Here is a 15,805-nt window from a genome sequence, read left to right as displayed (position 1 = left end):
GGCGGTTCCGGGGGTTCTGCGGTCGGCGCGTCATGACATGCCGAGGTCGTTGTCGATGAAGTCGAAGATCTCGTCCGCGGTGGCGGAGTTGATCCGGTCGCTCACCCCGGCGCCGTCATCCGCCGCCGTGTCGGCCTCCGCCCGCTCGCTCCACTTCGCGAGCAGCGTCTGGAGGCGGGAGGCGATCCTGGCCCGCTGCGGATCGTCCTGCGCCACCTCGGCGAGCACGTCCTCCAGCCGGTCCAGCTCGGCGAACGCGGGCAGCGCCCCGGCCGTGTCACCCGCCGCGACCTGCGTGCGCAGATGGCGGGCGAGGGCCGCGGCGGTCGGGTGGTCGAACAGCAGCGTGGCGGGCAGCTGGGTGCCGGTGGCCAGACCGAGTCGGTTGCGCAGCTCGACGGCCATGAGCGAGTCGAAGCCCAGCTCGCTGAACGCCCGCTTCGGGTCGATCGAGTCCACCGCGTCGTACCCGAGGACGCCGGCCACCTGGGTGCGCACGAGCGTGACCAGGACCCGTTCCTGGTCCGTCTCGCTGCGTCCGGCCAGCTGGGCGCGCAGCGCCCGCAGACCGCCCGGCCCGTCACCGTCCGCGGACTCGCGCTCCGGGGCCGCGCGCCGGGCCTCCGGCAGGTCGGCGAGGAGCGCGCTGGGCCGCACCGAGGTGAAGCCGGGGACGAAGCGCGCCCAGTCCACGTCGGCGACGGTCAGCGTGGTGTCGCCGCGGGTGAGGGCCCGCTCCAGCGCGTCGACCGCGAGCCGCGGGTCGAGCGTGCCCATGCCACCGCGGCTGAGACGCTCGGCCAGCTGCTCGTCGCCCCCGCCGCCGGCCGCCATGCCGGCGCCGGCCCACGGGCCCCAGGCGACGGAGGTGGCGGGCAGGCCCAGGGCGTGCCGGTGTTCGGCGAGGGCGTCCAGATAGGCGTTGGCGGCGGCGTAGTTGGCCTGGCCGGTTGCCCCCGCCGTGCCGGCGAAGGACGAGAACAGCACGAACGCGGTGAGGCCGTCGGTCAGCTCGTGCAGATGCGCGGCGGCCGCCATCTTGGCGCGCAGTACGGCGTCCAGGCGGTCCCCGTCGAGTCCGGCGAGCAGCCCGTCGTCGAGCACGCCCGCGGCGTGGAACACCGCGTCGACGGGGTGTTCGGCCAGCAGCCGCGCGAGCGCGTCGCGGTCGGCGGCGTCGCAGGCGGCGAGCGTCACCCGGGTGCCCCGGGCGGTGAGTTCGGCCCGCAGCTCGGCCGCGCCCTCGGCCTGCGGGCCGCGCCGGCCCGCGAGGATCAGGTGCGCGGCGCCCCGGTCGGCCAGCCGGCGGGCCACGTGTGCGCCGAGCGCGCCGGTGCCGCCGGTGATCAGCACGGTGCCGGTGCACGCCCACGGCTCGTCGGCGCCGGATGCGGTGTCAGGGGTCCGGGCGCGGACCAGCCGCCGGGCGAACACGCCCGAGCCGCGTACGGCGACCTGGTCCTCGCCCGGACCGGCTTCCAGGACCGCGCACAGCCGCGCAACGGTCCGCTCGTCGGGCTCGGCGGGCAGGTCGACCAGACCGCCCCAGCCCTGCGGCTGCTCCAGCGCGGCGACGCGTCCCAGGCCCCAGACGGCGGCCTGGACGGGCGACGGCACGGCCTCGCCCTCGCGTGCCGCGACGGCCCCGGTGGTCGCGCACCACAGGGGCGCGCCGGTGCCCAGGTCGTCGAGCGCCTGGACGAGGGCCATGGTCGCGGCGAGTCCGCCGGGCGTGGCGGGCCGGCCGCGGTGCGGTTCCTCGTCGGTGCCCAGCAGGGACAGCACCCCGTCGAAGGGGCCCGACTCGCCGAGCAGGGTGGCCAGTTGGTCGGCGAGCGACTTGCGCTCGGCGCGGGCGCAGTCGACCTCGACCGGGACGACCGCGGCCGCCCCGTGGGCGGTGAGCCCGGCCGTGAGCGCCGTCTCCCAGGCGCGGTCGCGATGGCCCGCGGGGTGGGCGAGCAGCCAGGTGCCGGAGAGCACCGGAGCCGCGGCGTCGGCGGTCGGCCGCCAGCTGACCCGGTATTCCCAGCCGTCGGCGACGGTGCGCTCACGCTGCTGGTGGCGCCACGAGGACAGCGCGGGCAGCACCTCGCGCAGCGGGGCGTCGCCCGCCAGGTGGAGGCGCTCGGCCAGCTCGCCCGGGTCGGTCTGCTCCACGGCGGCCCAGAACTGGTCGTCGAGCGACTGTGCCGCCCCGTCCCCGGCCTGCGGGCCGGCCGGCTCCAGCCAGTACCGGCGGCGCTGGAAGGCGTAGGTGGGCAGCTCGACGCGGCGTGTCCCCTCGCCGTACAGCGCGGCGGGTCCCGTGCCGAGACCGCGGACGTGCAGACTCGCGGCGGCCAGCAGGGCGCTGCGCGCCTCGGGCCGTTCGCGGCGCAGGACGGGCAGTGCGGCGGCCTCCTCGCCGGGCTCGCGCAGGCTCTCCCACGCCATGGCGGCGAGGGCGCCGTCGGGGCCCAGTTCCAGGTAGGTCCGTACCCCGTCGGTCTCCAGCCGGCGGACGCCGTCGCAGAAGCGGACGGCCTCGCGGACGTGCCGCACCCAGTAGTCGGGCGAGGTCAGGTCGGCGTCGGCCGCCGGTTCCCCGGTGAGGTTGGAGATGACGGGGACGCGCGGCGGTGCGTAGCGCACGCCCCGCGCGATCTCCCCGAACTCCGCCAGCATCGTGTCCATCAGTGGAGAGTGAAACGCATGGCTGACCCGCAAACGCCTAGTCTTTCGCCCGCGCTCGGCCAGCTGTGCGGCGATCTCGGTGACCGCGTCCTGCGCACCGGAGACGACGACGGCCGTCGGTCCGTTCACCGCGGCGATCCCGGCCCGGTCGGCCAGGCCCGCCAGCAGCGGCCGGACCTCCTCCTCGGCGGCCTGTACGGCGATCATGGCGCCGCCTTCCGGCAGTGCCTGCATCAGCCGGCCGCGGGCGGCGACCAGCCGGCACGCGTCCTCCAGGGTCAGCACCCCGGCGACATGTGCGGCGGTCAGCTCGCCGATGGAGTGGCCGATCAGGACGTCGGGCCGGATGCCCCACGAGGTGACGAGTGCGTGCAGCGCGGTTTCCACGGCGAACAGCGCGGGCTGGGTGTAGGCCGTGCGGTCCAGCAGCGCGGCCTCGGGCGTGCCCTCGTCGGCGAAGACGATCTCGCGCAGCGGCCTCTCCAGGTGCCGGTCGAACTCCGCGCAGGCCTCGTCGAAGGCCGCCGCGTAGGCGGGGAAGCGCGCGTGCAGCTCGCGTCCCATACCGGCGCGCTGGGATCCCTGGCCGCTGAACAGGAAGGCGAGCTTCCCGCCGGTGTCCGCGCGGCCGCGCACCAGCTCGGCCGTGTCCTCGCCGCGGGCCAGCGCGGCGAGGCCCTTGAGGAACGCGTTCCGGTCCCCGGCGACCAGCGCCGCCCGGTGGTCGAAGGCGGCCCGGGTGGTGGCGAGCGAGTACCCCACCTCGCGCACCGGCAGGTCCGGGTGGTCGGTGAGGTGGGCGCGCAGCCGCTTCGCCTGGTCACGGAGTGCGGCCCCGGACCGGGCGGACAGCGGCCAGACCACGGGTCCCGCCGGGTCCTCGGTCCCGTCGTCCCCGGCCCGCACCGCCTCGGCGGGCGCGGCGCCGTCGAGCGGAGTGGCACCCTCGGGCTCACCCTCAACCGCTCCGTACTGTTCGAGCACCACATGCGCGTTGGTGCCGCTGATCCCGAACGAGGACACCCCGGCCCGGCGCGGCAGTTCGTGCCGCGGCCACTCCACGGCCCGGGTCAGCAGCCGCACCTCGCCCGCCGACCAGTCGACGTGCGAGGACGGCTCGTTGACGTGCAGCGTGCGGGGCAGGACACCCTTCCGGAGGGCCAGCACCATCTTGATCACGCCGGCGATGCCGGCGGCGGCCTGGGTGTGTCCGATGTTGGACTTCACCGAGCCCAGCCACAACGGCCGGTCGGCCGCCCGGTCCTGGCCGTAGGTGGCGAGCAGCGCCTGAGCCTCGATCGGGTCGCCCAGCGACGTTCCGGTGCCGTGCGCCTCGACCGCGTCCACCTCATGGGCGTCGAGCCCGGCGTTGGCGAGCGCGGCCCGGATGACCCGCTGCTGGGAGGGCCCGTTGGGGGCGGTCAGGCCGTTCGACGCGCCGTCCTGGTTGACCGCCGAGCCACGGAGCACGGCGAGCACCGGGTGCCCGTTGCGCCGCGCGTCGGAGAGCCGCTCGACGAGGACGATGCCCGCGCCCTCGCCCCAGCCGGTGCCGTCCGCGTCGTCGGCGAACGCCTTGCACCGCCCGTCGCCGGCCAGCCCGCCCTGCCTCCCGAACTCCACGAAGGCACCGGGGGTGGCCATCACGGTCACCCCGCCCGCGAAGGCGAGATCGCACTCACCCAGCCGCAGCGCCTGCGCGGCCAGGTGCAGCGCCACCAGCGACGACGAACAGGCCGTGTCGACGGTGACGGCGGGACCTTCGAGACCGAGGGCGTAGGAGACCCGGCCGGACGTCACGCTGGTGGCGTGGCCGGTGAGCAGCTGCCCTTCCGTGCCCTCGGGCAGCGTGTGGGCCGCCGAGCCATAGCCCTGGTAGTTCGTGCCCGCGAACACCCCGGTGCGGCTGCCGCGCAGCGTCGCCGGGTCGATGCCGGCCCGCTCCAGCGCCTCCCACGAGATCTCCAGCAGCAGCCGCTGCTGCGGGTCCATGGTGACCGCCTCCCGCGGCGAGATGCCGAAGAAGTCCGCGTCGAAGTCGCCACTGTCGTAGAGGAATCCGCCCTCGACGCGTGCCGCGTCGTCACCGGTCTGCCAGCCGCGGTCGGCCGGCAGCGGCGACAGCGCGTCCACGCCGTCGGCGAGCAGCCGCCAGAACTCCTCGGGGCTGCCCGCCCCGCCCGGGAACCGGCAGCTCATGGCGACCACGGCGAGCTGCTCCTCGCCGGTCACCGGCCGCCCCGTCACGGCGACCGGGGTCGCGGCCGCCTGGTCGTCGCCGAACAGTTCGGTGCACACATGGCGGGCCAGCGCCGTCGGCGACGGGTAGTCGAAGACGAGCGTCGCCGGCAGCCGCAGGCCGGTCGCGGCGCCCAGCCGGTTGCGCAGCTCGACGGCGGTCAGCGAGTCGATGCCCAGACCGCGGAAGTCCCGGGCCGGCTCGACCGCTTCGGGTCCGGCATGCCCGAGGACGAGGGCCGCCTGCGACCGGACGAGTTCCAGCACCGCGGGTTCCCGCTCGGCGGCCGGCAGCGCGGCCAGCCCGGTCCGCAGGCTCTCCGCGGCGTCACCGACGGCCGCCGACGCGGCCGAGCGCCGGGCGGACCCGGTCACCAGTCCGCGCAGCAGGGCCGGCGGTGCGGACTGCGGTGCCCGTAGCGCCGCCTGGTCGAGCCGCACGGGCGCGTACACCGCTTCGGCGGTACGGAACGCGGCGTCGAACGCCGCCATGCCCTGCTCGGCCGTGAACGGCACCATGCCGCCACGCGCCATGCGCCGCAGATCGGCCTCCGACAGCTCGCCCGTCATTCCCGCGCCGGGCGCCCACGGGCCCCAGGCGAGTGCCGTGGCGGGCAGCCCCGCACCGTGCCTGGCCTGGGCGAACGCGTCCAGGAAGGCATTGGCGGCCGCGTAGTTGCCCTGCCCCGAGCCGCCGAACGTGCCCGCCACGGAGGAGAAGACGACGAACGCCGCCAGATCCTCGCCCCGGGTCAGCTCGTGCAGTGCGCTCACCGCGTCCGCCTTCGGCACGAGCACGGCGTCCAGCCGCTCGGGCGTCAGCGAGGACAGCACGCCGTCGTCGAGCACCCCTGCCGTGTGGACGACCGCGCTCAGCGGGTGCTGTGCGGGCACGGAGTCCAGCAGCTCGCGCAGGGCCTCGCGGTCGGCGGTGTCGCAGGCGGCGACGGTGACCTCGGCGCCGAGGGCGGCGAGGTCCTCGCGCAGCGCGGCGGCGCCCGGAGCCTGCGGCCCCCGGCGGCTGGACAGCACCAGATGACGGACCCCGTGCTCGGTCACCAGATGCCGGGCCAGCAGCGCGCCCAGCCCACCGGTACCGCCCGTGACCAGGACCGTTCCCTCCGCATCGAGCGGAACCGGCATGGTCAGTACGACCTTGCCGACGTTCTTGGCCTGGCTGAGGTGGCGGAAGGCCTCGGGCGCCTTCCGTACGTCCCACGCGGTGAGCGGCAGGGGCCGCAGCACGCCCTGCTCGAAGAGCGCGACGAGGGCCGTCAGCATCTCCCCGATCCGCTCCGGACCGGCGTCGAACAGGTCGAAGGCCCGGTAGCGCACGCCCTCGTGGTCGGCCGCGACCTCCCGCGGGTCACGGATATCGGTCTTGCCCATCTCCAGGAACCGGCCACCACGCGGCAGCAGCCGCAGCGAGGCGTCAACGAACTCCCGCGCCAGGGAGTCCAACACCACATCCACACCCCGGCCACCGGTCGCCTCCAGGAACGACCGCTCGAAGTCCAGCTCCCGCGAGGACGCGATGTGCGCCTCGTCCAGGCCCGAGGCCCGCAGCGTCCCCCACTTCCCCGGGCTCGCGGTGCCGAACACCTCCGCGCCCAGGTGCCGGGCCAGCTGCACCGCGGCCATCCCCACACCACCCGCGGCGGCATGCACCAGCACCGACTCGCCCGCCTGCAGCTCCCCCAGGTCCACCAGCGCGTAGTAGGCCGTCAGGAACACCACCGGAACCGACGCCGCCTGCGCGAACGACCAGCCCCCGGGGATCCGGGCGAGGGTCCGCGCATCGGCCACGGCGCGCGGACCGAAGGACTGGGTGAACAACCCCATGACCCGGTCGCCGGGGGCGAACCCGGTCACTCCCGGACCCACCTCGGTGACCACACCGGCGCCCTCGATCCCCAGCGCCACGGCGTCACCCGGGTACATGCCGAGTGCGTTCAGCACATCGCGGAAGTTCAGACCGGCGGCACGCACCGCGATCCGCACCTGTCCGGTACCCAACTCCGCCTGTGCCGTGGGCGATTCGGCGAGACGCAGGTTCGCCAGCGTGCCCTTCTCCGCGATGTCCAGGCACCACGCCCCGCTCTGCTCGGGCACCGACAGCGCATCCGGCCGTACGTGCCTGCTGAGCCGGGGGACGTACACCCGGCCCGCACGGACGGCCAGTTCGGGCTCGTCCCCGCTCAGTGCGGCGGGCAGCGCGGCGAGGGACTCGCTCGCCCCGTCCAGATCGACCAGGGTGAAGCGGTCCGGGTGCTCCGAACGCGCGGACCGGACGAGTCCCCACACGGCGGCCAGCGCCGGGTCCGGGAGCCGTTCGTCCACGGTGACCGCGCCCTGGGTGACGACGACCAGCCGGGCCGCGGCGAACCGCTCCTCGGACAGCCACGCCTGGAGCAGCGTGAGCGCCCGATGGGTCGCGGTGTGTGCGGCGGCGGCCGGGTCGCCGACAGGGGCGTCCAGCCGCAGCAGGACGTGGGACGGCGCGCCGTCCTGGGGAAGCGAGGCGAGGTCCGGGTACACGGCCGCGCCGATCGCGGACAGGTCGAGCCGGCCCGCGGCGCCCTCACTCGCGTCGACAGCCGCGTCGACGGATATCGCGGGCGCGGTGGGCGCGCCGGCCGTGGCGGGCTCCGGCAGCGGGATCCAGTCCACCGTGTGCAGCGCGGTGTCCTGCCCGCCCGCCCTGGCCTGGGCGATGCCGTCGGCCGACACCGGCCGCAGGACCAGGGAGTCGATCGTCGCGACGGGGCCGCCCGAGGCGTCGGCCAGCTCCAGTGCGACCGAGTCGGGACCGCGCACGGTCAGCCGGGCGCGCAGCACCGACGCTCCGGACGCGTGCAGCGTCGCGCCCGACCAGGAGAACGGCAGCCTGCCCCGGCTCTCGCCCGTCCGGTCCCCGTCCGTTCGGCCGGACTCCACGAGTCCGAGGGCGTGCAGCACCGAGTCCAGCAATGCCGGGTGCAGCCCGAAGCCGGCCGCCTCGGGCACGGAGCTTTCCGGAAGCTCGACCGAGGCGAACAGTTCGTCACCACGGCTCCATACCTGACGCAGACCGCGGAAGACCGGACCATAGCCGAATCCCGCCGCCGTCAGCCCCTCGTACAGCCCCTCGACGGAGACGGGCTCCGCACCGGCGGGCGGCCACTGGGACAGACCGTCCCCGGGGGCCGCGCCGTCCGTCCCGAGGACACCGACCGCATGGCGTACCCATGGCTGGTCGGCCGGCGCGTCCTGCGGCCGGGAGTAGACGCTCAGCGTCCGGCGCCCGGCCTCGTCCGCGGCCCCGACGGCCACCTGGAGCTGTACGGCGCCCCGCTCCGGCAGGACCAGCGGCGCCTGCAGCGTCAGTTCCTCCACCTGCGCGCAGCCGACCTGGTCGCCGGCGCGGACGGCCAGCTCCAGGAAGGCGGTACCGGGCAGCAGGACCGAGCCCGAGACGCAGTGCTCGGCGAGCCAGGGCTGCGCGGTGACGGAGACCCGCCCCGTGAACACCACGGCGTCGCTCTCGGCCGAGCCGTACGCGCCCTCGAAGCCGTCCGTACCGTCCGCGCTGCCGGCCAGGGACACGGCGGCACCCAGCAAGGGGTGCTGGGCGGACACCAGCCCGGCGGACCCGAGATCCCCGGCGGGCAGGCCCGTGAACCGGGGCCAGTAGCGCTGGTGTTGGAAGGCGTAGGTGGGAAGGTCGATCGGGGTGGGGGTGCTGCCCTCGATGGTGGTGGTCGGGAAGAGGGCCGGCCAGTCGATGGTGATGCCGTGGGCGAAGGCGCGTCCGGCGGCGGTCAGGAGTGCGGATATCTCACCGCGGTCGTCGCCGCGCAGGGTGGGGATGAGGACCCGGTCCGCGTCGGTGTCTCCGTCGAGGCAGCCCTGCGCCATGGCGGTGAGGGTGCCGTCCGGTCCGATCTCCAGGAACCGGGTGACCTCGTGCTCCGCCAGCCAACCGATCCCGTCGGCGAAGCGGACCGCCTCACGGACGTGCCGCACCCAGTAGGCGGGGGACGTCAACTCCTGGGGCCTGGCGAGCGTGCCGGTGACGTTCGAGACCACCGGGATACGGGGCTCGGCGTACGACACGCTTTCGGCGACGGTGCGGAACTCGTCGAGCATCGGCTCCATCAGCGGCGAATGGAAAGCATGACTCACCTGGAGCCGCTTCACCTTCCGACCCTCGCACTCGAAGCGATCGGCGATGGCCGCCACCCCGGACTCCTCGCCGGAGACCACAACCGACCGCGGACCGTTCACCGCGGCGATGCTCACCCGCTGCTCCTGGCCGTCCAGCAGCGGCAGCACCTCATCCTCGGTGGCCTGAACGGCGACCATCGCACCACCGGCCGGCAGGGCCTGCATCAGACGACCACGAGCCGCCACCAGACGACACGCGTCCTCCAGCGACAGCACACCGGCAATGTGCGCGGCCACCAACTCACCGATGGAATGACCCACCAGATAGTCCGGCCGGACACCGAACGACTCCACCAACCGGAACAACGCCACCTCGACGGCGAACAACGCCGGCTGAGTGAAAGCGGTTTGATTCAGCGCCTCCGCGTCCTCCCCGAACACCACAACCCGCAGCGGAGTCGCCAGCTCACCGTCGAAGCGCGCACACACCTCGTCGAAGGCATCGGCGAACACCGGGAACGCGTCATACAACTCACGCCCCATCCCCAACCGCTGCGCGCCCTGCCCGGTGAACAGCAGCGCCAGCCGCGCTTCGGGGGCAGCCAGCGCGCTCACCACGGAAGCGGCCTCGTCCCCGGCCGCCAGTGCCCTGAGTCCGTCCACCAGCGCATTGCGCTCGGTGCCGAGGACGACGGCCCGGTGCTCGAACGCCGAACGCGTCGTGGCGAGGGCGAACCCCACCTCCGGCGCGGCGAGTTCGGGCCGGGCCTCCACATGCGCCAGCAACCGCTGTGCCTGTGCCCGCAGCCCCTCCCGGCTCCGCGCCGAGACCACCCACGGCACCACACCCACATCGCCAACCGGCCGCCCGGCTTCCGCGCTCTCCTCCGCCGGAGCCTGCTCGATCACCACGTGCGCATTGGTCCCGCTCACGCCGAATGCCGAGACGCCGGCCCGACGCGGCCGCTCTCCCCCCGGCCATGCCACCGCCTCGGTGAGCAGACGCACGTCGCCCGCCGTCCAGTCCACGTGCGACGACGGCTGGTCAGCATGCAGGGTCTGCGGCAGCACGCCGTGCCGGAGCGCGAGCACCATCTTGATGACACCGGCCGCGCCCGCGGCCGCCTGCGTGTGCCCGATGTTCGACTTCACCGAACCCAGCCACAACGGCCGGTCCGCTTCACGTCCCTGGCCGTACGTCGCCAGCAGCGCCTGGGCCTCGATCGGGTCACCCAGAGACGTACCCGTGCCATGCGCCTCGACCACGTCGACATCCGACGGCGAGAGCCCCGCACCGGCCAGCGCCTGGCGGATCACCCGCTGCTGCGAGGGACCGTTCGGCGCCGTCAGACCATTCGACGCACCGTCCTGATTCACCGCAGAACCCGCCACCACGGCCAGCACCCGATGCCCATGACGCCGAGCGTCCGACAGCCGCTCCACGACCAGCACACCCGCGCCCTCGCCCCAGCCGGTGCCGTCCGCGGCGTCCGAGAACGCCTTGCACCGGCCATCGGCGGCAAGGCCACGCTGCTGGCTGAATTCGATGAACGCACCCGGCGTCGACATCACGGTCACACCACCGGCCAGCGCCAGGTCACACTCACCCGAGCGCAGCGACTGCACGGCCAGGTGCAGGGCGACCAACGACGAGGAACACGCCGTGTCCACCGTGACCGCCGGCCCCTCCAGGCCCAGCGCATACGAGACCCGGCCCGACACCACAGCTGCCGCGTTCCCGGTACCGAGGTAGCCGTCCTGGCCTTCCCGAGTGCTCAGGAGCAGGGCGGGGTAGTCCTGGCCGTTGGAGCCGACGAAGACCCCGGCCCGGCTCCCCCGCAGCGTCTGCGGATCGATGCCGGTACGCTCCAGCGCCTCCCAGGAGGTCTCCAGCAGCAGCCGCTGCTGCGGGTCGATCGCGACCGCTTCACGGGGGCTGATACCGAAGAACGCCGGATCGAACCGGTCGACCCCGCTGACGAATCCGCCGTGGCGCGAGTAGCTCTTCCCGGGCCGGCCCGGAGTCGGGTCGTAGAGGGCATCGAGGTCCCAGCCACGGTCATCGGGAAGCTCGGTGACCGCGTCCTCGGCCCCGGCCACCAGCCGCCACAGGTCCTCGGGGCTGACGACCCCACCGGGAAGGCGGCAGCTCATCCCGACGATGACCACCGGGTCGTCCGAGACGGAAGTCGCCACCGGCAGACCGGGGATCGCGTCCGCGCCGGTGCCGAACAGTTCCTCACCCAGGAAACGCGCCAGGTCGACCGGCGACGGATAGTCGAAGACGACGGTGGCGGGCAGCCGCAGACCGGTTTCGGTGTTCAACCGGCCGCGCAGCTCCACAGCCGTCAGCGAGTCGAAGCCCAGGTCCCGGAAGGCGGAGCGTGCTTCGAGCAACTCCGGCTTGTGGTAGCCGAGGACCGCTGCGGCGTGCGTACGCACCAGCTCCAGCAGCGCCCGCTCCCGCTCCACCACCGACAGCCCGGACAACCGCTCCCGCACCACACCGGCGCCCGAAGTCGCGCCACCGGCACCCAACGCCGCCCGCACCTCCGGCAGGTCCTCCAGCAACGGACTCGGACGGCCACTCGTGAACGCCGGAGCAAACCGCTCCCACTCCACATCCGCCACAACCACCGAACCCTCACCCGCACCGACAACCGACTCCAAAGCCGACACCGCAAGAGCCGGATCCAACGCCCTCAGCCCACGCCGCAGCAGATGCTCCTCCGCACCCTCCACACCGGCCATCCCACCACCGGACCACGGACCCCACGCCACCGAACAACCAACAACGCCCCGCGCACGACGCGCCTCCACCACACCCTCAACGAAAGCATTCCCCGCCGCATACGCAGACTGGCCGCCACTCCCCCACACACCGGCAATCGACGAGAACACCACGAAGGCATCCAGCTCCCGGTCACCCAGCACCTCGTCCAACACCACGGCACCGGACACCTTCGCACCCATCACCTGCGCGAAATGCTCCGCATCCACATCACCCAGAGGCACGGAATCCACCACACCCGCCGCATGCACCACAGCATCCACCGAACAACCCGACAGCAGCTCCTCCACCGCGCCCCGATCAGCCACATCGCAGGCCGCCACCGTCACCCGCACCCCGAGACCGGACAACTCCGCCTCCAGCTCCACCGCACCAGGAGCCTCCACACCACGGCGACTGGTCAACACCACATGCTCCGCACCACGCTCAGCCACCCAGCGCGCCACACGACCACCCAGCGCACCCGTACCACCCGTGATCAACACCGTCCCCCGCGGCTCCCAACCACCAGCAGCGTCCGCGACAGGAGCCGGCGCATGCACCAGCCGCCGCCCGAACACCCCCGACACCCGCACCGCCACCTGATCCTCGCCACCATCGGCCACAATGCCCACGAGCCGATCAAGAGCCCTACGGTCCAGGGTCTCGGGAAGGTCGACCAGACCGCCCCAACGGTCCGGGAACTCCAAAGCCGCCACCCGGCCCAGGCCCCACACCGCCGCACCCGCCGGATCCGGACCACCGTCCGACCGGCCCACCGCGACAGCCCCCCGCGTCACCCACCACACACGCCCGCCGACTCCGGCGTCCCCGAGCGCCTGCACCACCACGGCACTACGCGCCACCTCCGCGCAGCCCACCACGAGCACTCCGGCGACCGGCTCGTCGCCGGCCACCTCACACACCCGCTCGGCCAGCGAGCCCCGGTCCACCTCCCCCGCGACACACTCCACCCGCTCAACCGTCACACCACACCCGGCGAGCCCCGCCACCACAGCCTCGGACCACACTTCACCCGGAGCCACCACCGCAAGCCAACGACCACCCAGCGCCCCACCCGAAGGCGCCACCAGCGGCTTCCACTCCACCCGGTAGCGCCAGCCGTCCACGGCGGACTGCTCGTGCGACTCGGGTGTGGCGCCCGTCGACTCCAGCCAGTAGCGCTCGCGCTGGAACGCGTACGTGGGCAGGTCCACCCGCCGCGCCCCGGTGCCGGCGAAGTACGCCGACCAGTCGAGCGGTGCGCCGGACGCGAAGGCGCCGGCCATCGCCGACATGAGCGAGGTGGTCTCGGGCCGGTTCGCCCGCAGGGCGGCGAGGTACACGCGCTCGGTGTCGTCGTCCCCCGTGTCCGCGAGGCAGGACTGTGCCATGGCGGTCAGGGTGCCTCCGGGGCCCACTTCCAGGAGCCGGGTCACGCCGTGCTGCGCGAGCCAGCGGACCCCGTCGGCGAATCGGACGGCGTCCCGTACGTGCCGCACCCAGTAGTCGGGCGACGTCAGCTGCTCCGCCGTGGCCAACTCACCGGTCACATTCGAGACCACCGGAAGACGCGGCTCAGCGAACGACACGCCCTCCGCGACCGCCCGGAACTCCTCCAGCATCGGCTCCATCAACGGCGAATGGAAAGCGTGGCTGACCTGGAGCCGCTTCACCTTCCGACCCTCGGACTCAAAGCGCCCGGCGATCTCGGCAACCGCCGACTCCTCACCCGACACCACCACCGACCGCGGACCATTCACCGCAGCGATGCTCACCCGCTGCTCAAGCCCCTCCAGCAGCGGCACCACCTCACCCTCCGACGCCTGAAGCGACACCATCGCCCCACCCGCCGGCAACGCCCCCATCAACCGACCACGCGCCGCCACCAAACGGCACGCATCCGCCAGCGACAACACCCCCGCCACATGCGCGGCCGTCAGCTCGCCGATGGAGTGGCCGACCAGGTACTTCGGCTTGACGCCCCAGGACTCGATCAGTCGGTAGAGGGCCACTTCCACGGCGAAGAGCGCGGGCTGGGTGAAGGCCGTCCGGTGGAGGACGTCGGCGTCGGGGGCCTCGCCGAAGACGATGTCCCGCAGGGGCCGCTTCAGGTGGGTGTCGAAGAGGGCGCACGTCTCGTCGAAGGCCGCGGCGAAGGCCGGGAACGCGGCATACAACTCCCGTCCCATTCCGACCTGTTGGGCGCCCTGGCCGGTGAAGAGGAAGGCGGTGGCGCCGCGCATCGTGCGGCCGCCCACCACGTCGGTGTTCGGTCCCTCGATGCCCGTGGTGGCCAGTTCCTCCAGGCCGCGCAGGGCCGCAGTCCGATCCCCGGCGAGTACCACGGCGCGGTGTTCGAACGCGGTCCGGCTGGTGGTCAGGGAGTGGCCGACGTCGGTCAGGCCCAGCTCGTCCTGCTTGACCCGCGTCAGCAGTTGTGCGGCCTGTGCGCGAAGAGCGGCCGCGCTGCGGGCGGAGACCACCCAGGGGACGAGAGGCAGTGTGCGGGCGGGCTCGCCGTCGGTGTCAGGTGCCGGGGCCTCCTCGTCCTCCGGGGCCTCTTCCAGGATGGCGTGGGCGTTGGTGCCGCTGATGCCGAAGGAGGAGACGCCGGCGCGGCGCGGGCGCCCCTCGTGCTGCCAGGGCTTCGCCTCGGTCAGTACCTCGACCTCGCCGGCGGACCACTCGATGTGGCGGGACGGCTCGGAGATGTGGAGGGACTTGGGCAGCGACCCGTGGTGCATCGCCATGACCATCTTGATGACGCTGCCGACGCCGGCGGCCGACTGGGTGTGGCCGATGTTGGACTTGAGCGAACCGAGCTGGAGCGGTCCGTGGTCGGCGCGGTCCCTGCCGTAGGTGGCGAGCAGGGCCTGTGCCTCGATGGGGTCGCCCAGCGAGGTCCCCGTGCCGTGGGCGTCTACGGCGTCGACGTCGCTCGGTGCGAGTCCCGCCCGGGACAGCGCGGAGCGGATCACCCGCTGCTGGGAGGGGCCGTTGGGAGCGGTCAGGCCGTTGGAGGCGCCGTCGGAGTTGATGGCCGTGCCCCGGACGACGGCCAGCACCGGGTGGCCGTTCTTCCGGGCGTCGGAGAGCCGCTCGACGAGCAGCATGCCGGCGCCCTCCGACCAGCCGGTGCCGTCCGCGTCGTCGGAGAACGGCTTGCAGCGGCCGTCGGCGGCCAGGCCGCGCTGCCGGCTGAACTCGAAGAACATCGCGGGGGTGCACATCACGGCGACACCGCCGGCCAGCGCCAGATCGCATTCACCACGGCGCAGGGCGTGGCACGCCCAGTGCAGGGCGACCAGCGAGGAGGAGCAGGCCGTGTCGACCGTGACGGCGGGGCCTTCGAGGCCGAGGGTGTAGGCGATCCGGCCGGAGGCCACGGAGGTGGCGTTTCCGGCGAGGAGCAGGCCCTGGACGCCTTCGGGGAGGTCGGCGACGCCGACGCCGTACCCGGAGGTGGCGGCGCCGACGAACACGCCGCCGTTCGAGCCGCGCACCGACGTGGGGTCGATGCCCGCGCGCTCGAAGGCCTCCCAGGCCACTTCGAGCAGCAGTCGCTGCTGGGGGTCGGTGGCCAGTGCCTCCCGCGGGCTCATCCCGAAGAACGCCGGGTCGAAGTACCCCGCGTCGTGGAGGAAGCCGCCTTCGCGCACATAGATCGAGCCCGGCTTGTCCGGGTCGGGGTCGTAGGCCGCGTCGACGTCCCAGCCCCGGTCGACCGGGAAGTCGGAGACGGCGTCCCCGCCTTCGGCGACCAGCTGCCACAGGTCTTCCGGAGTACGCACGCTGCCGGGGTAGCGGCAGCTCATCGCGACGATGGCGATGGGCTCCTGGTCTCTGCCCTCGGCTTCGCGAAGCTGGCGACGGGTCTGCCGAAGCTCGGTCGTCACCCGCTTCAGGTACTCCATGTACTTCTCGTCGTCAGCAGCCACCAACGTCACATCCTCGAACAGAGCCGAGCGGTTC

The 15,805-nt window shown here is 73.5% G+C and carries 1 protein-coding gene; it reads right to left on the bottom strand.

Going from position 1 to position 15,805, the window contains the following annotated elements; genetic code table 11:
* Nucleotides 1-30 precede the first annotated feature (30 nt).
* Nucleotides 31-15,771 (bottom strand): type I polyketide synthase, encoded by a 15,741-nt coding sequence (locus ACQP17_RS33495; RefSeq protein WP_433859678.1) that lies wholly within the window; start codon nt 15,769-15,771, stop codon nt 31-33.
* Between the last annotated feature and the right edge of the window lie 34 nt (nt 15,772-15,805).

Origin of the sequence: Streptomyces kronopolitis (genome assembly GCF_050953795.1) — a bacterium.
GTDB lineage: Bacteria > Actinomycetota > Actinomycetes > Streptomycetales > Streptomycetaceae > Streptomyces > Streptomyces kronopolitis_A.
The sequence above is the reverse complement of the archived record's forward strand: the minus strand, read 5'-3'. Positions and strand labels throughout refer to the sequence as shown.